The following is a 24,270-nucleotide window of genomic DNA, read 5'->3' as shown; positions in this document are numbered from 1 at the left end:
CCAAGCGAGTGCGACTGCCTGCGATTCCGGAGGAGTCGAGTGCGGTTGTGCCCTCGCAGGCGGTCGTGTTCGAATGGCCGCCGAGTCGACGAGAGTCGCCGACACCGACAGACGCTGGCCCCGATCGGGAGCCGACAGCAGCTGGCGAATACGCGAGCCGACCTGGTCGACTTGTTGGATCGTCAATGTCCGATCGAACCGCAGACGGCAATGCCTGCGGCCGACTACGGGAGAGAGCGCTGAGCGTCACCACCTTGGCTGCCGGAGAATTCCACGCGCCGTCACTAGCCGATTTCTTCCCCCCAGCAGTTCTGTTCGAAGGCACCCCCTTCGAAATGGACCGCCTGATGCTCATCCGCGTCGTCGTGGCCGTGCTTGTGGCGCTGTTCTTCGCGCTCGCGATGCGCAGCCCGAAGATTGTGCCCCGCGGTGTGCAGAACGTCGCCGAGATCATGATCGACTTCGTGCGGATCAACATCGCCGAGGACATCCTCGGCAAGCAGCAGGGTCGCCGATTCCTTCCGGTGCTCGTGACCATTTTCTTCCTCGTGGTCGGTCTCAACCTGACGTCGGTCATCCCGTTCCTGAACATCTCGTCGAACGCGCGCATCGGTATGCCGATCGTGCTGGCCGCGCTGGCCTACGTCGTCTTCAACTACGTGGGCATCAAGAAGTACGGGTTCTTCCGCTACGTCAAGAGCAGCATCGTCGTCCCGAACCTGCCCCCCGCGCTGCACGTGCTGGTCATCCCGATCGAGTTCATCTCGACGTTCCTGCTGCGCCCGTTCACGCTCACCATCCGTCTCATGGCGAACATGCTGGCCGGCCACATCATGCTGGTGCTGTTCTTCAGCGCAACCCAGTTCTTCTTCTTCAGCTCCGAAGGCGCGATGAAGATCTTCGGCATCGGCTCGCTGATCGGTGGCGTCGCGTTCACCTTCTTCGAGCTGCTGGTGATCGTCCTGCAGGCGTACATCTTCTCGCTGTTGACGGCGGTGTACATCGACCTGGCGCTGCACGCCGAAGAGCACTAGCGCGCCGACCGGCACTACCCACACAACACACAGACTGACTCGGTTGCCGATCCCCGGGGCCGAGCCACAAGAAAGGGAATGGAACACCAATGAGCGTTGCGCTTCAGGCAGTTGACGTCCTCGCCCAGACGGAGAGCACCATCAGCGGTCTCGGTGCGGTCGGCTACGGCCTCGCGGCCATCGGCCCCGGCATCGGCATCGGCATCGTCGTCGGCAAGGCGATCGAGGGCATGGCCCGCCAGCCCGAGATGGCCGGCCAGCTGCGCACCACCATGTTCCTCGGTATCGCGTTCACCGAGGCCCTGGCGCTGATCGGTATCGTCGCCGGCTTCATCTTCTGATCTGACGACCATGGCTGACAGCATCCTGTTGCTCGCGGCGGAGGCGGAGGACCAAAATCCTCTGCTCCCCGCGACGTATGACATCGTCTGGTCGCTGGTCGCCCTGATCATCGTCGGGCTCGTCTTCTGGAAGTACGTGCTTCCGCTGTTCCAGAAGGTGCTCGACGAGCGTTCGGAGCTGATCGAAGGCGGCATCAAGAAGGCCGAGGAAGCTCAGGCCGAGGCAAAGGCCGCGCTCGAGCAGTACCGCGCGCAGCTCGCCGAGGCCCGCACCGAGGCGGCGCAGATCCGCGAGGAGGCCCGTGCCCAGGGCCAGCAGATCATCGCGGACATGAAGGCCCAGGCCCAGGAGGAGAGCGACCGCATCGTCGCTGCCGGTCACAACCAGCTGCAGGCCCAGCGCCAGCAGATCGTGACCGAGCTGCGCGGCGATCTCGGACGCACCGCCGTGGATCTGGCCGAGAAGGTCATCGGGGAGTCCCTCTCCGACGACGTCAAGCGTGCCGGCTCGATCGACCGCTTCCTCAGCGAGCTCGACTCCCTCAGCGCTGACTCTGCATCCCGAAAGTGAGCACCATGTACGCAGCAAGCCGTGAGGCACTCGCTCAGACGCGTTCCGCGCTGCAGGGCGCGTTGGCGTCGAGCACCGCATCCGCTGCCGCGGGTGCCGCAACTGCAGCTGCGGCGCAGGCCGGCTCCGAGCTGTTCTCGGTGGTCGAGGTGCTCGACGATCAGCGCACCCTGCGGAGTGCGCTGGCCGACGCCTCGGCCCCGGCAGCCGGTCGGCAGGCACTGGCCGAGCGGGTCTTCGGGAGCAAGGTCTCGCCCGTCACCCTCGCGACCCTGAAGGCGGCGGCCGGGCAGGACTGGTCGACCCAGTCCGACCTGACCAACTCCCTCGTTCAGCTGGGCCGCGAAGCCCTCCTGTCGGCGGCGGCGGACCAGAATCAGCTCGACACCGTCGAGGACGAGCTGTTCCGGCTCGGTCGCATCGTGGCCGGCAACGCCGAACTCGAACAGGCCCTCTCCGATCGCACCAAGCCGCTGGCGGCCAAGCGGGAGTTCCTCTCGCGTCTGCTCTACGGCAAGTCCACGGCGATCACCGAGGCCCTGGCCGTGCAGGCCGTCGGACGGCTGAAGGACAAGGCCCCGGCCGACGCGTTCGACGCACTGTCGAACCTCGCCGCCACCCAGCGGGACCGCGCCGTCGCCCACGTGCGCAGCGCGGCACCTCTCAGCGCGGCGCAGGCCGAACGGCTCACCGGTATCCTGACCAGAACGTACGGGAAACCGGTCACGGTGCACGTCGAGGTGGTTCCCGAGCTTCTCAGTGGATTGGTCGTCCGGGTGGGCGACGAGGTCATCGACGGCACCGCCGCGGGTCGACTCGCCGCAGTGCGCAAGAGCCTCACGTAGTCCACTACCGAACACACACACATAGCGATCTTTTCGAAGACCAGATACCGAGAGCAGGAAGAACATGGCGGAGCTGACGATCTCCTCCGACGAGATCCGTAGCGCGATCGACAACTACACCGCGAGCTACTCCCCGGAGGCCTCCCGCGAGGAGGTCGGCGTGGTCGCCGACACCAGTGACGGCATCGCGCACATCAGCGGTCTGCCGTCGGCGATGGCCAACGAGCTGCTGGAGTTCCCCGGCGGTGTGCTGGGCGTGGCCCTGAACCTCGACGCCACCGAGATCGGTGCCGTCATCCTCGGCGACTACCAGGACCTCGAAGAGGGCCAGGAAGTCAAGCGGACCGGCGACGTTCTGTCGGTGCCGGTCGGCGACGGCTACCTCGGCCGCGTCGTGAACCCCCTGGGCCAGCCGATCGACGGCCTCGGCGACATCGAGGCGACCGAGAATCGGGCCCTCGAGCTGCAGGCCGCGACCGTGCTGCAGCGCCAGCCGGTCGAGGAGCCGCTGCAGACCGGCATCAAGGCCATCGACGCGATGACCCCGATCGGCCGCGGCCAGCGCCAGCTGGTCATCGGCGACCGCAAGACGGGCAAGACCGCCGTCTGCGTCGACGCGATCCTGAACCAGAAGGCCAACTGGGCCTCCGGCGACCCGAAGCAGCAGGTCCGCTGCATCTACGTCGCGATCGGCCAGAAGGGCTCCACCATCGCGGGCGTCAAGGCCGCCCTCGAGGAGCACGGCGCGATGGAGTACACCACCATCGTCGCGGCCCCCGCCTCCGACTCCGCCGGCTTCAAGTGGCTCGCCCCCTACACCGGCTCGGCCATCGGCCAGCACTGGATGTACCAGGGCAAGCACGTGCTCATCGTGTTCGACGACCTGACCAAGCAGGCCGAGGCGTACCGCGCGATCTCCCTGCTGCTGCGCCGCCCGCCGGGACGTGAGGCCTACCCGGGCGATGTGTTCTACCTGCACTCCCGTCTGCTGGAGCGCTCGGCCAAGCTGTCCGACGAGCTCGGTGGCGGTTCGCTGACGGCCCTGCCGATCATCGAGACCAAGGCCAACGACGTCTCGGCCTACATCCCGACCAACGTCATCTCCATCACCGACGGCCAGGTCTTCCTCGAGTCCGACCTGTTCAACAAGGGCATCCGCCCCGCCATCAACGTCGGTATCTCGGTGTCCCGAGTCGGTGGCGCGGCGCAGACCAAGGGCATGAAGAAGGTGTCCGGCTCGCTGCGTCTGGAGCTCGCGCAGTTCCGTGAGCTCGAGGCGTTCGCCGCCTTCGCCTCTGACCTCGATGCGGCCTCGAAGGCGCAGCTCGAGCGTGGCCAGCGTCTGGTCGAGCTCCTCAAGCAGGACCAGTACTCCCCGGTCGCCGTCGAGGACCAGATCGTGTCGATCTACCTCGCGGGTGAGGGCGTCTACGACTCGGTTCCCGTCGGCGACGTGCGCCGCTTCGAGGCCGAGCTGCTCGAGGACCTGCACCACAGCGCCTCGGGCGTCTACGAGCAGATCGCCGGCGGCAAGGCGCTGACCGACGACTCCGCGTCCGCGCTGCTCGCCGCGACCAACAAGTTCAAGGAGGGCTTCATCGCCTCCGACGGAACCCGCGTCGTGAACGAGGCCGAGGCCGAGGCCCTGGGCGCCGACGAGGTCGAGCAGGAGCAGGTTTCCGTCAAGCGCACCACTGTTCGCAAGTGAGCGTGGAGACCATGACCCAGCGTCCTGTGAAGGGAGTGTGATCGACGAATGGCAAGCCTGCGCGAGCTCCGCTCGCGGATCAAGTCGGTCAACTCGACCAAGAAGATCACCAAGGCGCAGGAGCTGATCGCGACGTCGCGGATCACGAAGGCTCAGGCCCGAGTGGCAGCGTCCAAGCCGTACGCCGAGGAGATCACCAAGGTGCTCTCCGAACTGGCGAGCGCGTCCGCGTCGCTGGATCACCCCCTGCTCAACGAACGGCCCAACCCGAGGCGTGCCGCAGTCCTGGTTGTCACCAGTGACCGTGGCATGGCCGGCGGCTACAACGCCAACGTCCTCAAGGAGGCCGAGGAGCTGCGGCAGCTGCTGGTCAGCGAGGGCAAGGAGCCGGTGTTCTACGTGCTCGGTGCCAAGGGCCTGAGCTACTACACCTTCCGCGGCCGGCAGGTTGCGGGGGCGTGGACCGGCTTCTCGCAGGAGCCGCGCTACACGGATGCGGCCAAGGCGAGTCGTCACCTGGTGGAACTGTTCATGGCCGGGTCCGGCAACGAGGTGCCCGCGCCGAACGGTGAGGGCACGATCGAGGGCGTCGACGAACTGCACATCGTCTACACCCGCTTCGTCTCGATGCTGACCCAGACCCCCGAGGTGCGCCGGATGGCGCCGCTCGAGGTGACCGTCACCGAGGACGAGATCGACCTCGGCGAGGACATGCTCACCGACGGCCGGCACGTCGGCAGCAACGGCGGGCCCCGGCCCGGCTACAACTTCGAGCCGGAGGCCTCGACGCTGCTCGCGGCGCTGCTGCCGAAGTACATCAGCACCCGCATCTTCGCGTCGCTGCTCGATGCCGCGGCATCGGAGTCGGCTGCTCGGCGTACCGCCATGAAGGCGGCCACCGACAATGCCACGGAACTGGTGAACACCCTCAGCCGTCAGGCCAACCAGGCCCGCCAGGCGCAGATCACCCAGGAAATCAGCGAGATCGTCGGCGGTGCCAACGCGCTCGCCTCGAGTGCAGGAAGTGACTAAGCACATGACCGCAGCAGTAACCGATAACTACGGGGCGGGGGCGGCCTCGGCCACCGCCGGCCGCGTCGTTCGGGTCATCGGCCCCGTCGTGGACGTCGAGTTCCCGCGTGGTGCCGTTCCCGCTCTGTTCAACGCCCTGCACGCAGAGGTCACTCTGCCGTCCGTGGCGAAGACCCTGACCTTCGAGGTCGCGCAGCACCTGGGTGACAACCTGGTGCGCACGATCTCCATGCAGCCCACCGACGGCCTGGTGCGCGGCACCACGGTCGTCGACACGGGCCGTCCGATCTCCGTGCCGGTCGGCGACGTCGTCAAGGGCCACGTGTTCAACGCCCTCGGTGACTGCCTCGACGCCCCGGGCACCGGGCGCGATGGCGAGCAGTGGGGCATCCACCGCAAGCCGCCGGCCTTCGACCAGCTCGAGGGCAAGACCGAGATCCTCGAGACCGGCATCAAGGTCATCGACCTGCTGACCCCGTACGTCAAGGGCGGCAAGATCGGTCTGTTCGGTGGTGCCGGTGTCGGCAAGACCGTTCTGATCCAGGAGATGATCACCCGTATCGCGCGTGAGTTCTCCGGCACGTCGGTGTTCGCCGGCGTCGGCGAGCGCACCCGTGAGGGCACCGACCTCCACCTCGAGATGGAGGAGATGGGCGTCCTCCAGGACACCGCCCTCGTCTTCGGCCAGATGGACGAGCCGCCGGGAACGCGTATGCGCGTCGCCCTGTCCGCGCTGACCATGGCGGAGTACTTCCGCGATATTCAGGGCCAGGACGTGCTGCTGTTCATCGACAACATCTTCCGGTTCACCCAGGCCGGTTCCGAGGTGTCGACCCTGCTCGGTCGTATGCCGTCGGCCGTCGGTTACCAGCCGACGCTGGCCGACGAGATGGGTGAGCTCCAGGAGCGGATCACCTCGACCCGTGGCCGCTCGATCACCTCGCTGCAGGCGATCTACGTCCCCGCCGACGACTACACCGACCCGGCGCCGGCCACGACGTTCGCGCACCTCGATGCGACCACCGAGCTCTCGCGTCCGATCTCGCAGATGGGTATCTACCCCGCTGTGGATCCGCTGACGTCGACCTCGCGCATCCTCGAGCCCGGCATCGTCGGTGCCGAGCACTTCCGCGTCGCCAACGAGGTGAAGCGGATCCTGCAGAAGTACAAGGAGCTGCAGGACATCATCGCCATCCTCGGTATGGACGAGCTCTCCGAGGAGGACAAGGTCCTCGTCGGCCGCGCCCGTCGTCTGCAGAAGTTCCTCGGCCAGAACTTCATCGTGGCCGAGAAGTTCACCGGCGAGCCCGGCTCCGTGGTGCCGCTGCGCGACACCATCGAGGCATTCGACCGCGTCACCAAGGGTGAGTTCGACCACCTGCCCGAGCAGGCGTTCAACAGCTGCGGTGGACTCGACGACGTCGAGGCCGCTGCCAAGAAGATCGCCGGGAAGTAGTCCGCGATGGCTGAAATGACCGTGGACCTCGTTGCCGTTGAGGAGCGCCTGTGGTCGGGCGCCGCCCGGCTGGTCAGCGCCCAGACGACCGAGGGCGAGATCGGTGTCATGCCGGGCCACGAGCCGGTCCTGGGCCAGCTCGTGGAGGGCGGCGTCGTCTCCATCACGACCGGCGACGGCGAGCGCGTCGTCGCGGCCGTGCACGGCGGCTTCCTCTCGGTGACCGCCACGACGGTGACGATCCTCGCCGAGGCCGCGGAGCTGACGGAGAACATCGACGTCGAGTCCGCGCGCGCCGTGCTGAGCGAAAGCCGGGACGAGGCCGAGATCGCCGCGGCGCGGGGCCGGCTCCGGGCTGTCGAGCGGGCCTGACCGGACACGAGAAGCCGCGACGGAGCCGACGAGCAGTGTCAGTTGGAATGATTGTTCTCATCGTTCTGGTGATACTGCTCGCGGCTGCCGTCGCGGCTTTTCTCTATCGCCTCGTCACCCTGCGGGGCGGCGGCACCGCCGCGATCCTGCGGCGCCTGCCCAACGGCGCCGGCGCCGGGTGGCGGCACGGCGTCATCCGTTACGGCGAGCGCACGCTCGTCTTCTACAAGCTCTCCAGCCTGCGCCCGGGCCCGGACTCGCGCCTCGCCCGGCAGGGAGTCGAGGTGCGCAGCCGTCGCGCGCCCGAGGGCAGTGAGCACGACATCATGACCGAGGACATCGTGATCCTCGAAATCCAGGACGGCGCAAACAACTTCGAGATCGCCCTCGACAGCGGTGCGCTCACCGCCTTCCTGTCCTGGCTCGAATCCCGGCCCTCGGACCGATCCCTGCGCGGCCGGCCGAACTGAGGTCCGGCCGACCGGGTCCTCACGCGCCCGCGCCCGGCTTCCAGAGCACGTCACCATCCGGGTTCGCGACGCGACCGAGGATGAAGAGCAGATCCGACAGCCGGTTGAGGTACTTCGCCGGCAGCACATTCGTGTCGTCCGGGTGGGCGGCTACCGCCGCCCAGGCGGAGCGCTCCGCCCGCCGTGCCACCGTCCGGGCCGTGTGCAGCAGGGCCGCCAGCGCGGTGCCGCCGGGGAGAATGAAGGAATCGAGCGGCGCCAGTTCCTCGTTGAACTCGTCGCACCAGCGCTCGAGCCGATCGATGTACCCCTGCGTGATCCGCAGCGGCGGATACTTCGGCTCCGGCACCACCGGCGTCGACAGGTCGGCTCCGGCGTCGAACAGGTCGTTCTGGATCTGGCGCAGGACCGGCACCATCCGTTCCGGTACGTCGCCCACAGCCAGCGCCACGCCGAGCGCCGCATTCGTCTCGTCGCAGTCCGCGTAGGCGATCAGCCTCGGGTCGTTCTTCGACACCCGCGAGAAGTCGCTGAGGCCCGTCGTACCGTCGTCGCCGGTGCGGGTGTAGATCCGTGTGAGATGGACAGCCATGCAGGTCACGGTACCGCTCCCGTATTCCCGCAGTGTGGTCGATAGGCTGTGGCGTTGTGAGTGATCGCTTTCTTGTCTCCGGTGGTAACCGGCTTGTCGGTGAGGTAGTCGTCGGGGGCGCCAAGAACAGCGTGCTCAAGCTGATGGCAGCCGCCCTGTTGGCGGAGGGGACGAGCGTCATCACCAACTGCCCGGACATCCTCGACGTGCCGCTGATGGCCGAGGTTCTCCGCGGACTCGGATGCGACGTGGAGCTCGAGGGTGACGAGGTACGCATCACGACCCCCGCGCAGCCGAAGTACCAGGCAGATTTCGCCGCCGTCCGGCAATTCCGTGCGTCGGTGTGTGTCCTCGGACCGCTGGTGGCTCGGTGCCGCAAGGCCGTCGTCGCGCTGCCGGGCGGCGATGCGATCGGCTCACGGCCGCTCGATATGCACCAGACGGGGCTCCGCCTGCTGGGGGCGCACAGCACGATCGAGCACGGCTGTGTGGTGGCCGAGGCCGACGACCTGCACGGCAACGCGATCCGCCTGGCCTTTCCGTCGGTGGGGGCCACCGAGAACATCCTGATGGCCGCCGTTCTCGCGAGCGGAGAGACCACGATCGACAACGCGGCTCGGGAGCCGGAGATCGTCGACCTGTGCACCATGCTGGTCCAGATGGGTGCCCGCATCTCCGGGGCCGGCACCTCGACGCTGACGATCATGGGCGTCCCCCGGCTCGAACCCACCACCCACCGCGTCATCGGGGATCGCATCGTCGCGGCGACGTGGGGGATCGCGGCGGCGATGACACGCGGCGACGTCCGCGTGCGCGGCGTCAACCCGAAGCACCTGAGCCTCGTCCTCGACAAGCTCCGTGCCGCCGGCGCGGAGGTGACGCCCGAGGTGGACGGCTTCCGGGTTGTTCAGCACGACCGTCCCCGGGCGGTCAACTTCGCGACCCTGCCGTATCCCGGCTTCCCGACCGACCTGCAGCCCATGGCGATCGGGCTCGCGGCGGTCGCCGACGGCACGTCGATGATCACGGAGAACGTCTTCGAGGCGCGGTTCCGGTTCGTCGAGGAGATGATCCGGCTCGGCGCCGATGCGCGCACCGACGGGCACCATGCCGTGGTCCGCGGTGTCGAGGAGCTGTCGAGCGCGCCGGTGTGGTCGTCGGACATCCGTGCCGGTGCCGGACTGGTCCTGGCCGGGCTGTGTGCGGACGGCGTCACCGAGGTGCACGACGTCTACCACATCGACCGCGGCTACCCGAGATTCGTGGAGATCATCGAGGAGCTCGGTGGCGTCATCGAGCGGGTCAACTCCGACTCCTGATGCGGAGCGCCGAAATCGGCTGTGCCTCAGTCATTTCGGGCTCAAACGGGCGGGTGGACGACATGGCCGGTCCGAATGTGCCGCGCATCACGGTGGAGTGACAGCGCGGAGGCGGGGCTGGGGGCGGCCCGCGAACTGGGAAAACAGTGCCGCATCGGAGCTTGACCAGCGGATTTGGCGCACGGTTGTTCCTCACGTAACTTATTCCAGGTCAGAGCGACACGGACACCGACCCGGCCCGCAGGGGCTCGGGACAACGAGGTTGGACGCAGGCGCCTGATTGTTCGGTTCGGAATCTTCTGGTAGGGTTCTGGGCCGTTGCCGATCCCACCGAGCGCGTCGGGTTTGTTTTCGCCGGGTGGTGTGGGTAGGCTGGAACGGTTGCCCCGGAGCGCCGCGGACCTCGGTTCGTGGGTGATGGTGTGTGCGTGTTCTTTGAGAACTCAACAGTGTGCCGATGAATGTCAGTGCCAAAATATTTTTGGTGCGACCGCCTCTCTTTTCGGGGGGTGGTTGTTGCTGGCTGCCGCATTCTTCCGTCTGTGGTGGTCAGTGTTTTTTGCTGGTTTGAGTTTTTTGCTGGTGATTTGGCTCGATGTCTATGACTGATCGGCCCTTCGGGGTTTGATTGTGAGTCTTCAACGGAGAGTTTGATCCTGGCTCAGGACGAACGCTGGCGGCGTGCTTAACACATGCAAGTCGAACGATGAAGCCCAGCTTGCTGGGTGGATTAGTGGCGAACGGGTGAGTAACACGTGGGTGATCTGCCCTGCACTTCGGGATAAGCCTGGGAAACTGGGTCTAATACCGGATAGGACCTCGGGATGCATGTTCCGGGGTGGAAAGGTTTTCCGGTGCAGGATGGGCCCGCGGCCTATCAGCTTGTTGGTGGGGTAACGGCCCACCAAGGCGACGACGGGTAGCCGGCCTGAGAGGGCGACCGGCCACACTGGGACTGAGACACGGCCCAGACTCCTACGGGAGGCAGCAGTGGGGAATATTGCACAATGGGCGCAAGCCTGATGCAGCGACGCCGCGTGAGGGATGACGGCCTTCGGGTTGTAAACCTCTTTCAGTACCGACGAAGCGCGAGTGACGGTAGGTACAGAAGAAGCACCGGCCAACTACGTGCCAGCAGCCGCGGTAATACGTAGGGTGCGAGCGTTGTCCGGAATTACTGGGCGTAAAGAGCTCGTAGGCGGTTTGTCGCGTCGTCTGTGAAAACCCGCAGCTCAACTGCGGGCTTGCAGGCGATACGGGCAGACTTGAGTACTGCAGGGGAGACTGGAATTCCTGGTGTAGCGGTGAAATGCGCAGATATCAGGAGGAACACCGGTGGCGAAGGCGGGTCTCTGGGCAGTAACTGACGCTGAGGAGCGAAAGCGTGGGTAGCGAACAGGATTAGATACCCTGGTAGTCCACGCCGTAAACGGTGGGCGCTAGGTGTGGGTTTCCTTCCACGGGATCCGTGCCGTAGCTAACGCATTAAGCGCCCCGCCTGGGGAGTACGGCCGCAAGGCTAAAACTCAAAGGAATTGACGGGGGCCCGCACAAGCGGCGGAGCATGTGGATTAATTCGATGCAACGCGAAGAACCTTACCTGGGTTTGACATACACCGGACCGCCCCAGAGATGGGGTTTCCCTTGTGGTCGGTGTACAGGTGGTGCATGGCTGTCGTCAGCTCGTGTCGTGAGATGTTGGGTTAAGTCCCGCAACGAGCGCAACCCTTGTCCTGTGTTGCCAGCAATTCGGTTGGGGACTCGCAGGAGACTGCCGGGGTCAACTCGGAGGAAGGTGGGGACGACGTCAAGTCATCATGCCCCTTATGTCCAGGGCTTCACACATGCTACAATGGCCGGTACAGAGGGCTGCGATACCGCGAGGTGGAGCGAATCCCTTAAAGCCGGTCTCAGTTCGGATCGGGGTCTGCAACTCGACCCCGTGAAGTCGGAGTCGCTAGTAATCGCAGATCAGCAACGCTGCGGTGAATACGTTCCCGGGCCTTGTACACACCGCCCGTCACGTCATGAAAGTCGGTAACACCCGAAGCCGGTGGCCTAACCCCTCGTGGGAGGGAGCCGTCGAAGGTGGGATCGGCGATTGGGACGAAGTCGTAACAAGGTAGCCGTACCGGAAGGTGCGGCTGGATCACCTCCTTTCTAAGGAGCAACTCCTTGCTCGGACCAGCACACAGGTGCCGGGGGAGCGAGGCAGAGCCATTTCGGATTCACACGTAATCCGGTGGTGCTCATGGGTGGAACGCTGACAGTCATCACCGCGCGGGAAGGACCCGAGTGTCCTTCTGCGGTGGTTATATCGGTGCACTGTTGGGTCCTGAGAGAACACGCGAGTGTTTTGTCAGCGACGATGATCCGCGAAACAAGAGGACATGGTTTTCTTGCGGTAGGGGTTGTTGTGTGTTGTTTGAGAACTGCACAGTGGACGCGAGCATCTTTGTTGTAAGTGTTTATGAGCGTACGGTGGATGCCTTGGCACCAGGAGCCGATGAAGGACGTGGGAGGCTGCGATATGCCTCGGGGAGCTGTCAACCGAGCTGTGATCCGAGGATTTCCGAATGGGGAAACCCAGCACGAGTGATGTCGTGTTACCCGCGCCTGAATATATAGGGCGTGTGGAGGGAACGTGGGGAAGTGAAACATCTCAGTACCCACAGGAAGAGAAAACAACATGTGATTCCGTGAGTAGTGGCGAGCGAAAACGGAAGAGGCTAAACCGGATACATGTGATACCCGGCAGGGGTTGTGTGTTCGGGGTTGTGGGGTTCGATGTGTCGGTGCTGCCGCGCCGGCCGACAGTGAGAAATCGCCTGTGTTAGTCGAAATGGTCTGGAACGGCCTGTCGTAGAGGGTGAGAATCCCGTAGACGAAAACGCGGTGACTGTCGATTCGAATACCCGAGTAGCAGCGGGCCCGTGAAATCTGCTGTGAATCCGTCGGGACCACCCGATAAGCCTGAATACTCCCTGGTGACCGATAGCGGACTAGTACCGTGAGGGAAAGGTGAAAAGTACCCCGGGAGGGGAGTGAAATAGTACCTGAAACCGTGCGCTTACAATCCGTCGGAGCCTTCGAGCAGTTTGGTCTGCTGGGGGTGACGGCGTGCCTTTTGAAGAATGAGCCTGCGAGTTAGTGGCATGTCGCGAGGTTAACCCGTGTGGGGTAGTCGTAGCGAAAGCGAGTCCGAACAGGGCGTCTGTAGTGGCATGTTCTAGACCCGAAGCGGAGTGATCTACCCATGGCCAGGGTGAAGCGACGGTAAGACGTCGTGGAGGCCCGAACCCACTTAGGTTGAAAACTGAGGGGATGAGCTGTGGGTAGGGGTGAAAGGCCAATCAAACTCCGTGATAGCTGGTTCTCCCCGAAATGCATTTAGGTGCAGCGTCGCGTGTTTCTCACCGGAGGTAGAGCTACTGGATGGTCTAGGGGGCCCACAAGCTTACCGAAATCAGCCAAACTCCGAATGCCGGTGAGTGAGAGCGCGGCAGTGAGACTGCGGGGGATAAGCTTCGTAGTCGAGAGGGAAACAGCCCAGATCGCCGGCTAAGGCCCCTAAGCGTGTACTAAGTGGAAAAGGATGTGGGATCGCTGAGACAACCAGGAGGTTGGCTTAGAAGCAGCCACCCTTGAAAGAGTGCGTAATAGCTCACTGGTCAAGTGGTTCTGCGCCGACAATGTAGCGGGGCTCAAGTACACCGCCGAAGCCGCGGCACTCGCACAACACCCCGGAGGGTCCACGGATCGTCCGGCAGTGGTGCGGGTGGGTAGGGGAGCGTCGTGCAGCCGGGGAAGCGCCGGAGTGATCCAGGTGTGGAGGCTGCGCGAGTGAGAATGCAGGCATGAGTAGCGAAAGACGAGTGAGAAACTCGTCCGCCGAATGACCAAGGGTTCCTGGGCCAGGTTAATCCGCCCAGGGTGAGTCGGGACCTAAGGCGAGGCCGACAGGCGTAGTCGATGGACAACGGGTTGATATTCCCGTACCCGTGTGAACGCGCCCCTGGTGAATCATCGGTACTAACCGTCCAAAGGGTGATCGAGTTCCTTCGGGAGCCGAGAGCCTGCTGCACGGGACCTTCGGTGGTAGTAGCCAAGCGATGGGGTGACGCAGGAAGGTAGTGGGGCCGGTCAGTGGTTGTACCGGTGTAAGCCCGTAGGGCGTGACACAGGCAAATCCGTGTCGCACACAGCCTGAGAGGTGATGCGTAGCCGAATGAGGCGAATTCCATGATCCTATGCTGCCGAGAAAAGCCTCTAGCGAGCTTTCACACGGCCCGTACCCCAAACCGACACAGGTGGTCAGGTAGAGAATACCGAGGCGATCGAGAGAACTGTGGTTAAGGAACTCGGCAAAATGCCCCCGTAACTTCGGGAGAAGGGGGACCAGTCCCGGTGACCGGACTTGCTCCGTGAGCCGGGGGTGGTCGCAGAGACCAGAGAGAAGCGACTGTTTACTAAAAACACAGGTCCGTGCGAAGTCGTAAGACGAGGTATACGGACTGACGCCTGCCCGGTGCTGGAAGGTTAAGAGGACCGGTCAGCGGAGTTCACTCCGCGAAGCTGAGAATTTAAGCCCCAGTAAACGGCGGTGGTAACTATAACCATCCTAAGGTAGCGAAATTCCTTGTCGGGTAAGTTCCGACCTGCACGAATGGCGTAACGACTTCTCTGCTGTCTCAACCACAGACTCGGCGAAATTGCACTACGAGTAAAGATGCTCGTTACGCGCGGCAGGACGAAAAGACCCCGGGACCTTCACTACAGCTTGGTATTGGTGTTCGGTTCGGTTTGTGTAGGATAGGTGGGAGACTGGGAAGCCCGCACGCCAGTGTGGGTGGAGTCGTTGTTGAAATACCACTCTGATCGTATTGGACCTCTAACCTCGGACCCTGATCGGGTTCAGGGACAGTGCCTGGTGGGTAGTTTAACTGGGGCGGTTGCCTCCCAAAATGTAACGGAGGCGCCCAAAGGTTCCCTCAGCCTGGTTGGCAATCAGGTGTCGAGTGCAAGTGCACAAGGGAGCTTGACTGTGAGACCGACAGGTCGAGCAGGGACGAAAGTCGGGACTAGTGATCCGGCACCGGCATGTGGAAGCGGTGTCGCTCAACGGATAAAAGGTACCCCGGGGATAACAGGCTGATCTTCCCCAAGAGTCCATATCGACGGGATGGTTTGGCACCTCGATGTCGGCTCGTCGCATCCTGGGGCTGGAGTAGGTCCCAAGGGTTGGGCTGTTCGCCCATTAAAGCGGCACGCGAGCTGGGTTTAGAACGTCGTGAGACAGTTCGGTCTCTATCCGCCGCGCGCGTTAGAAACTTGAGGAAGGCTGTCCCTAGTACGAGAGGACCGGGACGGACGAACCTCTGGTGTGCCAGTTGTCCCGCCAGGGGCACGGCTGGTTGGCTACGTTCGGAAGGGATAACCGCTGAAAGCATCTAAGCGGGAAGCCTGTTCCAAGATGAGGTTTCTCACCCCCTCGAGGGGGTAAGGCCCCCGGCAGACCACCGGGTTGATAGGCCGGAACTGGAAGTGCGGTAACGCATGCAGGTGACCGGTACTAATAGGCCGAGGACTTACCACAAAGAAGCTACGCGTCCACTGTGCGGTATCTGAAACAACACACTCACACTCGCTGCGCGAGGAGTCGGAGTAAACGCTGCCCCCCAAAGAATGGGTGGGCCTGCGGCCCCCGACCCACGCGAACAGCGTGCGTGGGTCGTTTCACAGAGTTACGGCGGCCATAGCGGAGGGGAAACGCCCGGTCCCATTCCGAACCCGGAAGCTAAGCCCTCCAGCGCCGATGGTACTGCACCCGACAGGGTGTGGGAGAGTAGGACACCGCCGAACACCCGTTACCGGAAGCCCCCCAACCTCGTTGGGGGGCTTCCGGCATTTCCGCGTTCCCTGTGGGGCGCAGCCGAACCCGTCGGTCCTTCGTCGGGATCAGTCCACCGGGACCGCAAGGCGGGTGACCTCCGACCGCCCGCGCAGGGTGACTTCACCTTTCAGCGACCATCGGATGCGCTCCGCTTCCGCGGCCACCTCTACCGCCCGGGCCGACGCCACCACGTGGCCGGGGAACGTCTTGGCCACGTCCGACAGCCGAGCCGCTTCGTTCACCGGATCGCCGATCACCGTGTACTCGAATCTCTCGTGAGCGCCCACGTTTCCGGCCACCGCGAGACCCTCGGTGACCCCGATTCCCGCCTCGCACTCGGGGACCTCGGTGCGCAACCGGCGGGCCATCTCCCGGGCGGCCGCGAGCGCACTGCCCGCCGCGTCGTCCATTGCGACCGGAGCGCCGAAGATGGCCAGTGCCGCGTCGCCCTCGAACTTGTTGACGAACCCGCCGGCCCGGTGCACCTCCTCGACCACCACTTCGAAGAAGCGGTTGAGCAGATGTACGACCTCGGTGGGCGGCCGATCGGCCGCCATTGCCGTCGAGCCGATGATATCGATGAACAGCACCGCGACATGGCGTTCCTCGCCGCCCAGGCGCGGCGACGACGCCAACGCCGCCCGCGCCACGTCCTGCCCGACGTGCCGGCCGAAGACGTCACGGATCCGGTCGCGCTCGCGGAGGCCGTCGGCCATGCGGTTGAATCCCGCCTGCAGTTCTCCCAGTTCGGTTCCGTCGTAGACGACCACCTCGGCATCGAGGTCGCCCCGCTCGATGCGGGCCATGCCGGACCGCACCGACTCGATCGGCGCGACGCTGGTCCGGGCGGTGAGGAGCATAAGCAACGCCCCCAACAACAAGGCGAGTCCGCCGATCGTCAGGATCGTCACCGCGAACCGGACGGGTGATACGGGACGGACGAAGCTGAAGACCGCCACGAGCATCAGCCCGACGACGGGAACGCCGCTGCCCAGTGCCCAGGCCACCATGATGCGGCCGCTGGTGCCGGTGAGTCGGCGTCGCGGCGTCGCCCCGGCCTCCAAGGCCCGGGCCGCGATCGGCCGCAGGGCGAATTCGCTGAACAGATAGACGAAGCCGCAGACCGTCAGGCCCGCGAGGGCGATGGTGAGGGCGACCTTCGGGATCGTGCGCGGATCCACTACACCGAACGCGGTCGCGAACAGCACCAGCCCCAGCGCCCAGAATGCACCCTGCTGGGCGGTGAGGCGCATCGGCAGCCGCATGGTTGCACGTCGTTCGTCGGGGGTGGGATCCCGGTCCTCGAGGATCCACCGCAGTTGTGCAAGGCCGAGCCGGGTCCCGAAGGCCGTTCCCAGGACGATGGCCCCGCCGACGTAGACGGGTGCTATGACGCCGGTGACGACGACGAACTCCGGACGCAGCACCGAGGGGCCCGGGACGACGACGTTGATCAACAACGCCGTGATCGCGGCCCCCGCGATGTTCGTGCCGAGCAGCAACAGGGTGAGCAATGTCTGCACGCGAACACGTTGGCGCCGGACGGATTCCGCGGGCGCGCCGAGCAGCGGCGAGCCGAGGGGCGAGGTGCGGCGGGTGCGAGGCATGGTCGTTCGAGAGTAGTCCGGAGCGATCCTCTAGGGTGGCAACGTGCGCCTTGTGATTGCCCGCTGTCGAGTCGACTACGTCGGACGTCTGACGGCACACCTGCCGATGGCGCGTCGGCTGCTCTTGGTCAAAGCCGACGGATCGGTCAGTGTGCACGCCGACGACCGTGCCTACAAGCCGCTGAACTGGATGAGTCCGCCGTGCTGGCTGGTCGAGGAGTCCGCAGACGAGGCGCACGCCCTGTGGGTGGTGACCAACAAGACGGGTGAGCAACTCCGGATCACCATCGACGAGATCGAGCACGATTCGAGCCACGAGCTGGGTGTGGACCCGGGCCTGATCAAGGACGGTGTCGAGGCGCATCTGCAGGAACTGCTCGCCGAGCACGTCGAAACCCTCGGCCCCGGCTACACCCTCGTCCGCCGGGAATACCCCACGGCCATCGGTCCGGTGGACCTGCTGTGCCGGGACGCGGACGGCGGCACGGTGGCCGTCGAGATCAAGCGACGCGGCGAGATCGACGGTGTCGAGCAGCTCACCCGGTACCTCGAGTTGCTCAACCGGGACCCGTTGCTCGCGCCCGTCAGCGGTGTCTTCGCGGCGCAACAGATCAAGCCACAGGCCAAGACCCTTGCGACCGATCGCGGTATCCGCTGCCTCGTGCTCGACTACGACGCCCTGCGCGGCACCGAGAGCAACGAGTTCCGGCTGTTCTGATATGCCCCGCCGCAACGTTCCCCGATCGCAGCGCCGGCGCCGGCCCGATATCGGCGGGTCGACGTTCTCCGGGGCCACCTCCCGCACCGAATGGGGGCCGTCCGGCGCGGAGTCCGAGCGCTACACCGTGCGCACCGTCTCCGGGTCGCGAGCAACGAAGGCGTACCGGTGCCCCGGCTGCGATCACGAGATCGCGCCGGGAACCCCCCACGTGGTCGCCTGGCCCACCGACGACATCGGGGGCGCCGACGAACGCCGACACTGGCACAACGGATGCTGGGCCGGCCGCGGTACCCGCGGACCGACCCGGCGGTGGTCCTAGTGACGGCTCAGCCGTCGGGTCCTAGTGACGGCTCAGCCGTCGGGTCAGTTGCGGACCTTGCTGGCCACTGCAGGTGAGCGGCCGAGGCGATCGGTGGGCGGTGCCTCCTCGCCGGACCGTGCCTCCTTCGCCGAGCCGGCTTCGCCGTCGCTGCCCTCCGGCTTGCCGCCGGCCGCCGGGAGTTCCTTGGTGGCCGGTTCCTTCTCGGATTCCCCGGTGGCGATCTCCTTGGTCGCGTCGGCCTCGCCCTCGGTGGTGAGCGCATCCCGGTCGCGGTCGAGCAGCTCGCCCTCGCGCGTCACGGCGGCGAGCATCGACGGCACGGCCTCGAGCTGACCGCGTACCCCGTCCAACTGGCTGAGGATGCGGCCGCGCAGCACCCGCAGTTCCTCGGTCAGATCGCGGGCGTTGGCGATCTTCCGCTCGGACTGTTCGGTGGCGATCTCGAGCCGGCGTGCCGCTTCGCGGGACGCGATCTCGAGACGCTGCTCGGCCTCGGCCTTGCTGGTGCGCTCGAGCTCGTCGAGGGCGCCGAGGACCTTGCTGCGGCGCTCGCTCATGGCGATCTCGAAGTCCTGCTGGACCCGGTCCCGCTTGGCCTCCGCCTCCGCCGCCAGGCGATCGCGCTCCGCTTCGGCGGCGGCGATGATCCGGGCGGCCTGGGCACGCGCCTCCGCCATCGTGCGGGCGTGCTCCGTCTCGAATGCCTTACGCCGCTCGGCGAGCTCGGCGATCATCGCTTCGTAGTCCCCGCGCAGCCGGATGCCTTCCTGCTCGGCCAGGGAGATCATCTCGGCTGCGTCGGCCTCGGCCCGTGCCCGCAGCTCGGATGCCTCGTCGGAGGCGAGGCGCAGCATGCGGGAGATGCGGTCGCTCATGCCCTCGGCCGTGGTGGGCGGCACCGACAGCCGATCGACGTCCTTGCGCAGCTCGTCGATCTCGTTGCGGGCGTTCTCGAGCTGTCGAGCCAGGTCGCGAGCCTGCGCGGCGGCCGCATCCCGGTCCGTGGCGGTCACGCGCAGCTCGGCCTCGAATCTGGCGAAGTAGTTGGTCACCTCGTCGCGGTCGAATCCCTTGCGCACGATGGAGAAGGGCAGGTGGCTTGGGGTGCGATCGCGATCGAAGACCATGGCGCCAATCTACCTGCTCGAAGCGGCCGGAGCTGCGCGTGCCGCCGCGTTGTGCTAATGCTGCGGCGGTGTGAACCCGGCGAGTCGGCCGGGTGAGATGGGGGCGGTCAGTGCGATCCGTGCGCAGCAGGTTCGACGAGCTCGACGAGCACGCCACCGGCGTCCTTGGGGTGGAGGAAGTTGATACGGGAATCGGCGGTGCCGCGTCGCGGGGCGTCGTACAGCAGGCGCACGCCGCGCGCGCGGAGCTCGGCGGACACCGCATCGAGGTCGCTGACGCGGTAGGCGAGCTGCTGCAGGCCGGGCCCGCTGCGGTCGATGAACTTCGCGATCGTCGAGTTCTCGTTCAGCGGGGCGAGCAGCTGGATCGCGGTCGCGCCCTCCGGCGAGCCGGGAACCGACAGCATCGCCTCGCGCACGCCCTGCTCCTCGTTGACCTCCTCGTGGGTGGAGACGAGCCCGAGGTTCTCGGCGTACCAGGTGAGGGCGGCGTCCAGGTCGGGGACCGCGATGCCGACGTGGTCGATGGCGGTCACGAGGCCGGAGGTCAGCGCCGCGAGCGGAGTCGGAGTGGGGGAGGTCTCAGTCATGAATAAAGACGGTAGCGCTAACGTTAGATCAGTATGCGTCGGGATGGGCTTGCCGGCCTCGAGCCCGCGCGGAAGCCGTCACTCCCACCACCGGAGGAAATCCTCGTGACCAGTTCTGTCATCGTTGCCGGAGCCCGGACCCCGATGGGGCGTCTGCAGGGCGCCCTGAAGGACCTCTCCGGTTCGGACCTCGGCGGGGTCGCCATCGCCGGTGCCCTCGCCAAGGCCGGGGTGGCCCCGGAGCAGGTCGAGTACGTGATCATGGGTCAGGTGCTCACCGCCGGCGCCGGCCAGATCCCGGCCCGGCAGGCCGCGGTGGCCGCCGGCATCCCGATGGACGTGCCCGCCCTGACCGTGAACAAGGTGTGCCTGTCCGGCATCGACGCGATCGCGCTGGCCGACCAGCTCATCCGCGCCGGCGAGTTCGACATCGTCGTCGCCGGCGGCCAGGAGTCGATGAGCCAGGCCCCGCACCTGCTCGAGCACTCCCGGGCCGGGTTCAAGTACGGCGATGTGACCCTGCGCGACCACATGGCCTTCGACGGGCTGCACGACATCTTCACCGACCAGGCCATGGGCAACCTCACCGAGGCCGCCAACACCGGCACCCGGTTCGTCTCCCGCGCCGAGCAGGACGCCGTCGCCGCCGCCAGCCACCAGCGGGCGGCCCGCGCGCAGAAGGACGGGCTGTTCGACGCGGAGATCGTGCCGGTGTCGATCCCGCAGCGCCGCGGCGAGCCGGTCGTGGTCACCGCCGACGAGGGCATCCGCCCGGAGACCACCGCCGAGTCGCTGGCGGCGCTGCGGCCGGCGTTCGCGAAGGACGGCACCGTCACCGCCGGGTCGGCGTCGCAGATCTCCGACGGGGCGGCCGCGGTGGTGGTGATGAGCCGGGCCAGGGCCGAACAGTTGGGTCTGTCCTGGCTCGCCGAGATCGGCGCGCACGGGGTGGTCGCCGGCCCGGACTCGACGCTGCAGTCCCAGCCGGCCCGGGCGATCGCCAAGGCCTGCGCCCGGGAGGGCCTGGACCCGGCCGGGCTGGACCTGGTGGAGATCAACGAGGCGTTCGCCGCGGTCGGGATCGCCTCCGGCCGCGAGCTGGGGCTGGACCCGGCCCGGATCAACGTCAACGGCGGCGCCATCGCGCTGGGGCACCCGCTGGGGATGTCCGGGGCCCGGATCGTGCTGCACCTGGCGCTCGAACTGGCCCGCCGCGGCGGCGGTGTCGGGGCCGCGGCCCTGTGCGGCGGCGGCGGCCAGGGCGACGCCCTCATCGTCCGCGTCCCCAAGGCGTAGACCGCGTCCAATACTCTCGTCGCCGCCCCCGCGCACCGCGTGGGGGCGGTGACGTCTCTCACAGCAACGACAGCTCGTCGTAGCCGATCGGCACAATGGTGTGCATGGCGAACTTCTTCGATCTCAGCACCCCGGCCAAGCGGTTCCGCTTCGTCGCCGTCCTCGAGGCCTTCACCTGGGCCGGCCTGCTCGTCGGCATGGCGTTCAAGTACCTGCCCGAGAACGGCAACGAGATCGGAGTGAAGATCTTCGGCCCGCTGCACGGCGGCGTGTTCGTGGCCTTCGTCCTCGTCGCCCTCCTCACCGCGCGGGCGCTGAAGTGGAACCTGGTCACCACGGGCCTGGCCCTGATCTCGTCCGTCCCGCCGTTCGGCACGATCGTCTTCGAATGGTGGGCTGTGCGCACCGGCCGGCTGGCGGAACTGTCCGCGCAAGCGCGTCCGGTGGACGCGCCCGCACTCGCCTGACCTGCTGTCCCCTGTCGCGCGGAACGTGACAGACTGGACGGCGTGACTCGACCAGGTTCCCGTCCTGCAGCACGTTCCGCCGCGACCGCCGCGGCGATGTCCGGCGCGGTGGATCTCGCGCCCCTCAAGGAGCGGTCTACCGCGCCCCCACCTCCGTCGCAGCCCGGCTCCGGCACCGGCCCCCAGTCCGGTTTCACGCCCGTCGTCGACGTTACCGAGGCCACCTTCGAGGCCGAGGTGCTGCAGCGCTCGATGCAGGTCCCCGTCATCGTGGACCTGTGGGCCACCTGGTGTGGCCCGTGCAAGCAGCTCTCGCCCGTCCTCGAGAAGCTGGCCCACGAGGGCGGCGGCAGCTGGGTCCTCGCGAAGGTCGACGTGGACGCCAACCCGCGGATCGCGCAGGCGTTCGGTGTGCAGTCCGTGCCGACCGTCGTCGCGATCGCCGCCGGGCAGCCCCTCGCCGACTTCCAGGGCGTGCAGCCCGAACCGCAGCTTCGGCAATGGCTCGCCGCCATCCAGGACGCGGTCGCCGGAAAGCTGTCCGGCCCGCCCGGCGCCGAGCCCGTCGAGGAGCAGGAGGATCCGCGGTTCGTCGCCGCCGAGCAGGCCCTCGAGGCAGGGGACCTGGCCGGTGCCGAGGCGGCGTACGAGCTGATCCTGAACTCCGAGCCCGCCAATGCCGACGCTCTGGCCGCGCTGCGGCAGGTCCGGTTCCTCGCCCGCGCTCAGTCGGTGCCCGAGGACGCGATCGCCGCGGCCGACGCCGCCCCGGCCGACCTCGAGGCGCAGCTCGTCGCGGCCGACGCCGAACTGTTCGCCCAGCAGCCCGAGGCCGCCTTCACCCGGCTGATCGGGTTCGTCGCCCGCAGCGCCGGCGACGAGAGGAACGCCGCCCGCACGCGGCTGCTGGAGCTGTTCGAGCTGTTCGATCCCGCCGAGCCGTTCGTCGTCACCGCGCGCCGCAAGCTGGCGTCGGCGCTGTACTGATCGGTTCCCGACCCGCGGTGGCGGTCCGGCTTCCCGGGCCGCCACCGCGCGTCGGTCAGTGGTAGCGGCCCGAGCAGGCGGCCTCGCCGCCGAGAACCCCGGTGCGGAACGCGTCCACCCGGGAGAATCCGCTCGGCACGGTGTTGCCGTTGACGTCGCTGGCGGCGAGGCCGTCGGTCAGCAGGCCGGAGACCGCCTCGTCCAGATCGCCCGGCGACAACCACACCATGTCCTCGGCCGGCTGGGCGCCGGTGCTGTCGGGGCTCAGTTCCGCGCTGATCACGCCGGCGAGGCAGGCAGCCCGCAGCGCCGTCTGGGGGTCGACGAGCGACTGGCCGGCCGCGTTCTGCACGGCCAGGGCGTACCGGGAGGCGAGCAGCACGTAGGCGGCGTAGTCGCCCCGTACGTCGGTCGTGATCCCCCCGGCGCCGGTCTGCAACGGGGTACCGCGGTCCGCCAGCTCGTCGACGTCCACCCCGATGGTGTTGGTGGCGGGACAGTACGACACCGGCGACGTGGCCTTCGCGTCCGGACAGCCGAGGTCGGCGCCGGACAGGTCGAGCTCCGGTTGTTCCGGCAGATCGAACACCCGGCGGAACGAGGCCATCAGCGCCTCCACCGACTCCTCGGTCACGGGAAGTTCGCCGTCGTCGGAACTGTCGAAGAACTGCGGCAGATCGGCGCGCCGGGACTCGATCTCGGCGGCGTCGATGCGGGTGCACGATCCCGCACCGTCGGTGAAGCCGATCTGGAACGCGGTGACCCGCTCGAATGCCGACCCGTGGATCGCGTCCGGGTCGTTGGGGTCGCTGTCGCGGAAGGAGACCATCGACGCCAGCACCGAGTTCAGCCCGTCCGAGGTGTTCAACCGGAAGTGCTCCGAGTTGCCGGCGGCGACGTGCCGCATGAAGGCGCCTGCGAAGCAGTCCGCCTGCTGCTCGAACACGATGCCCGGATCGTCCTCGGCGACCGTCCCGGCCTTGAACTGGACGGCGTGCCCGTACTCGTGGGCGAGCACCGTCACGGCCGCCATCGGGCCGAACGTCTCGATGAGCTGCGGCATCAGGTAGGTGCGGTCCCACCCGATGACGTCGTCGCGGTTGCAGTACGCGGCGTTGATGAACTCGAAGGTGGATTCGCCGCAGAACTTCGGACCGCGCTCGTCGGGATCCCACGAGGCGATCGTGCCGACGGGCTCGAACGCGCCCCGGGCGATGCGCGGGAACTCCTCGTTCCAGTAGGCCTCGATGTCGGCGACCGCGTTGCCGGCGAGGACGTCGACGTCCCCGCCGTCCGAGTTCTCGATCGTCACCTGCGCGTCCGGGGCGGCGGGCCGCGGGCCGCTCGGGCCCGAGGACACCGGCAGGCCCGCCACCGAGAACGGGTTGTCGTAGATGGAGACGGCGGTGCCCTCGATGCGAGCGGCACATCCGGCGAGCACCATCACGGCCAGCGCCGGTACCGCGAGGCGGAACGGCAGCCGCGTCCGAGTCACCTGTTCTTCTCCTGTCGTCCGAGGA

20 protein-coding genes and 3 rRNA genes are annotated in these 24,270 nt (G+C 66.6%); 18 read left to right on the top strand and 5 right to left on the bottom strand.

What is annotated here, in order from left to right; all coding sequences use genetic code 11:
* The first annotated feature begins 185 nt into the window (after positions 1-185).
* The 9 genes from atpB (at position 186) to JYA75_RS21620 (ending at position 7,829) form a co-directional block, all read left to right on the top strand.
* Positions 186-1,034, top strand: coding sequence for a F0F1 ATP synthase subunit A (gene atpB / locus JYA75_RS21660; protein WP_170914067.1), 849 nt, complete (start codon positions 186-188; stop codon positions 1,032-1,034).
* A gap of 89 nt (positions 1,035-1,123) precedes the next feature.
* Entirely contained in the window at positions 1,124-1,375 is a 252-nt protein-coding gene (locus JYA75_RS21655; protein ID WP_003935756.1) for an ATP synthase F0 subunit C, read from the top strand.
* Between the two features lie 10 nt (positions 1,376-1,385).
* On the top strand, positions 1,386-1,946 hold the full coding sequence (locus JYA75_RS21650) for a F0F1 ATP synthase subunit B (protein WP_006944352.1): 561 nt from the start codon (positions 1,386-1,388) through the stop codon (positions 1,944-1,946).
* 5 nt (positions 1,947-1,951) lie between these two features.
* A complete protein-coding gene (locus JYA75_RS21645) occupies positions 1,952-2,791 on the top strand; it encodes a F0F1 ATP synthase subunit delta (RefSeq protein ID WP_006944350.1) in 840 nt (279 codons plus the stop codon).
* 64 nt (positions 2,792-2,855) lie between these two features.
* A complete protein-coding gene (gene atpA / locus JYA75_RS21640) occupies positions 2,856-4,499 on the top strand; it encodes a F0F1 ATP synthase subunit alpha (protein WP_006944348.1) in 1,644 nt (547 codons plus the stop codon).
* Positions 4,500-4,547: 48 nt separating this feature from the next.
* The gene (locus JYA75_RS21635; protein WP_006944337.1) at positions 4,548-5,531 is read left to right on the top strand and encodes a F0F1 ATP synthase subunit gamma; all 984 of its coding nucleotides are present in this window, start codon (positions 4,548-4,550) and stop codon (positions 5,529-5,531) included.
* A gap of 4 nt (positions 5,532-5,535) precedes the next feature.
* Positions 5,536-6,987, top strand: a complete 1,452-nt coding sequence (gene atpD, locus JYA75_RS21630) for a F0F1 ATP synthase subunit beta (protein WP_006944336.1) — start codon at positions 5,536-5,538, stop codon at positions 6,985-6,987.
* Between the two features lie 6 nt (positions 6,988-6,993).
* A complete protein-coding gene (locus tag JYA75_RS21625; RefSeq protein WP_203329315.1) occupies positions 6,994-7,359 on the top strand; it encodes a F0F1 ATP synthase subunit epsilon in 366 nt (121 codons plus the stop codon).
* Between the two features lie 47 nt (positions 7,360-7,406).
* Positions 7,407-7,829 carry a DUF2550 domain-containing protein gene (locus JYA75_RS21620; RefSeq protein ID WP_037200752.1) on the top strand — a complete coding sequence of 141 codons (423 nt, stop codon included), beginning with the start codon at positions 7,407-7,409 and terminating at the stop codon, positions 7,827-7,829.
* A gap of 19 nt (positions 7,830-7,848) precedes the next feature.
* On the opposite strand, the gene JYA75_RS21615 is transcribed toward JYA75_RS21620, so the two are convergent.
* Positions 7,849-8,421, bottom strand: a complete 573-nt coding sequence (locus JYA75_RS21615; RefSeq protein WP_050036333.1) for a cob(I)yrinic acid a,c-diamide adenosyltransferase — start codon at positions 8,419-8,421, stop codon at positions 7,849-7,851.
* 56 nt (positions 8,422-8,477) lie between these two features.
* Here JYA75_RS21615 and murA point away from each other — a divergent pair, with 56 nt between their 5' ends.
* The 4 genes from murA (at position 8,478) to rrf (ending at position 15,602) form a co-directional block, all read left to right on the top strand.
* Positions 8,478-9,740, top strand: a complete 1,263-nt coding sequence (murA, locus tag JYA75_RS21610; RefSeq protein ID WP_006944332.1) for a UDP-N-acetylglucosamine 1-carboxyvinyltransferase — start codon at positions 8,478-8,480, stop codon at positions 9,738-9,740.
* A gap of 638 nt (positions 9,741-10,378) precedes the next feature.
* Positions 10,379-11,900: ribosomal RNA gene (locus JYA75_RS21605) — 16S ribosomal RNA — on the top strand.
* A 298-nt stretch (positions 11,901-12,198) separates the two neighbouring features.
* Positions 12,199-15,336 (top strand): 23S ribosomal RNA (locus tag JYA75_RS21600).
* Between the two features lie 149 nt (positions 15,337-15,485).
* Positions 15,486-15,602 (top strand): 5S ribosomal RNA (gene rrf, locus JYA75_RS21595).
* The 16S, 23S and 5S rRNA genes sit together here, the layout of an rRNA operon.
* A 96-nt stretch (positions 15,603-15,698) precedes the next feature.
* On the opposite strand, the gene JYA75_RS21590 is transcribed toward rrf, so the two are convergent.
* A complete protein-coding gene (locus tag JYA75_RS21590) occupies positions 15,699-17,240 on the bottom strand; it encodes an adenylate/guanylate cyclase domain-containing protein (protein ID WP_006947813.1) in 1,542 nt (513 codons plus the stop codon).
* A 43-nt stretch (positions 17,241-17,283) separates the two neighbouring features.
* Here JYA75_RS21590 and nucS point away from each other — a divergent pair, with 43 nt between their 5' ends.
* Both nucS and JYA75_RS21580 read left to right on the top strand, forming a co-directional pair.
* A complete protein-coding gene (gene nucS, locus JYA75_RS21585) occupies positions 17,284-17,958 on the top strand; it encodes an endonuclease NucS (protein WP_029542949.1) in 675 nt (224 codons plus the stop codon).
* Between the two features lies 1 nt (position 17,959).
* Positions 17,960-18,280, top strand: coding sequence for an ATP/GTP-binding protein (locus tag JYA75_RS21580; protein WP_203329314.1), 321 nt, complete (start codon positions 17,960-17,962; stop codon positions 18,278-18,280).
* A gap of 44 nt (positions 18,281-18,324) precedes the next feature.
* On the opposite strand, the gene JYA75_RS21575 is transcribed toward JYA75_RS21580, so the two are convergent.
* Positions 18,325-19,410: a hypothetical protein gene (locus tag JYA75_RS21575; RefSeq protein WP_006944441.1), complete on the bottom strand. Its 1,086-nt coding sequence runs from the start codon at positions 19,408-19,410 to the stop codon at positions 18,325-18,327.
* Positions 19,411-19,517: 107 nt separating this feature from the next.
* Positions 19,518-20,000, bottom strand: coding sequence for a methylmalonyl-CoA epimerase (gene mce, locus JYA75_RS21570; protein ID WP_029542955.1), 483 nt, complete (start codon positions 19,998-20,000; stop codon positions 19,518-19,520).
* Between the two features lie 105 nt (positions 20,001-20,105).
* Between mce and JYA75_RS21565 the strand changes: the two genes are divergently transcribed.
* The 3 genes from JYA75_RS21565 (at position 20,106) to JYA75_RS21555 (ending at position 22,750) form a co-directional block, all read left to right on the top strand.
* On the top strand, positions 20,106-21,296 hold the full coding sequence (locus JYA75_RS21565; protein ID WP_161995413.1) for an acetyl-CoA C-acetyltransferase: 1,191 nt from the start codon (positions 20,106-20,108) through the stop codon (positions 21,294-21,296).
* A 95-nt stretch (positions 21,297-21,391) separates the two neighbouring features.
* A complete protein-coding gene (locus JYA75_RS21560) occupies positions 21,392-21,763 on the top strand; it encodes a DUF3817 domain-containing protein (protein ID WP_006938400.1) in 372 nt (123 codons plus the stop codon).
* Between the two features lie 96 nt (positions 21,764-21,859).
* Positions 21,860-22,750 (top strand): tetratricopeptide repeat protein, encoded by an 891-nt coding sequence (locus JYA75_RS21555; protein ID WP_029542958.1) that lies wholly within the window; start codon positions 21,860-21,862, stop codon positions 22,748-22,750.
* A 55-nt stretch (positions 22,751-22,805) separates the two neighbouring features.
* On the opposite strand, the gene JYA75_RS21550 is transcribed toward JYA75_RS21555, so the two are convergent.
* Positions 22,806-24,245, bottom strand: a complete 1,440-nt coding sequence (locus tag JYA75_RS21550) for a metallopeptidase (protein ID WP_050035018.1) — start codon at positions 24,243-24,245, stop codon at positions 22,806-22,808.
* Between the last annotated feature and the right edge of the window lie 25 nt (positions 24,246-24,270).

Source organism: Rhodococcus sp. PSBB066, assembly GCF_017068255.1.
Taxonomy (GTDB): Bacteria; Actinomycetota; Actinomycetes; order Mycobacteriales; family Mycobacteriaceae; genus Rhodococcus; species Rhodococcus aetherivorans.
This window is presented reverse-complemented; position numbering and strand designations above follow the sequence as displayed.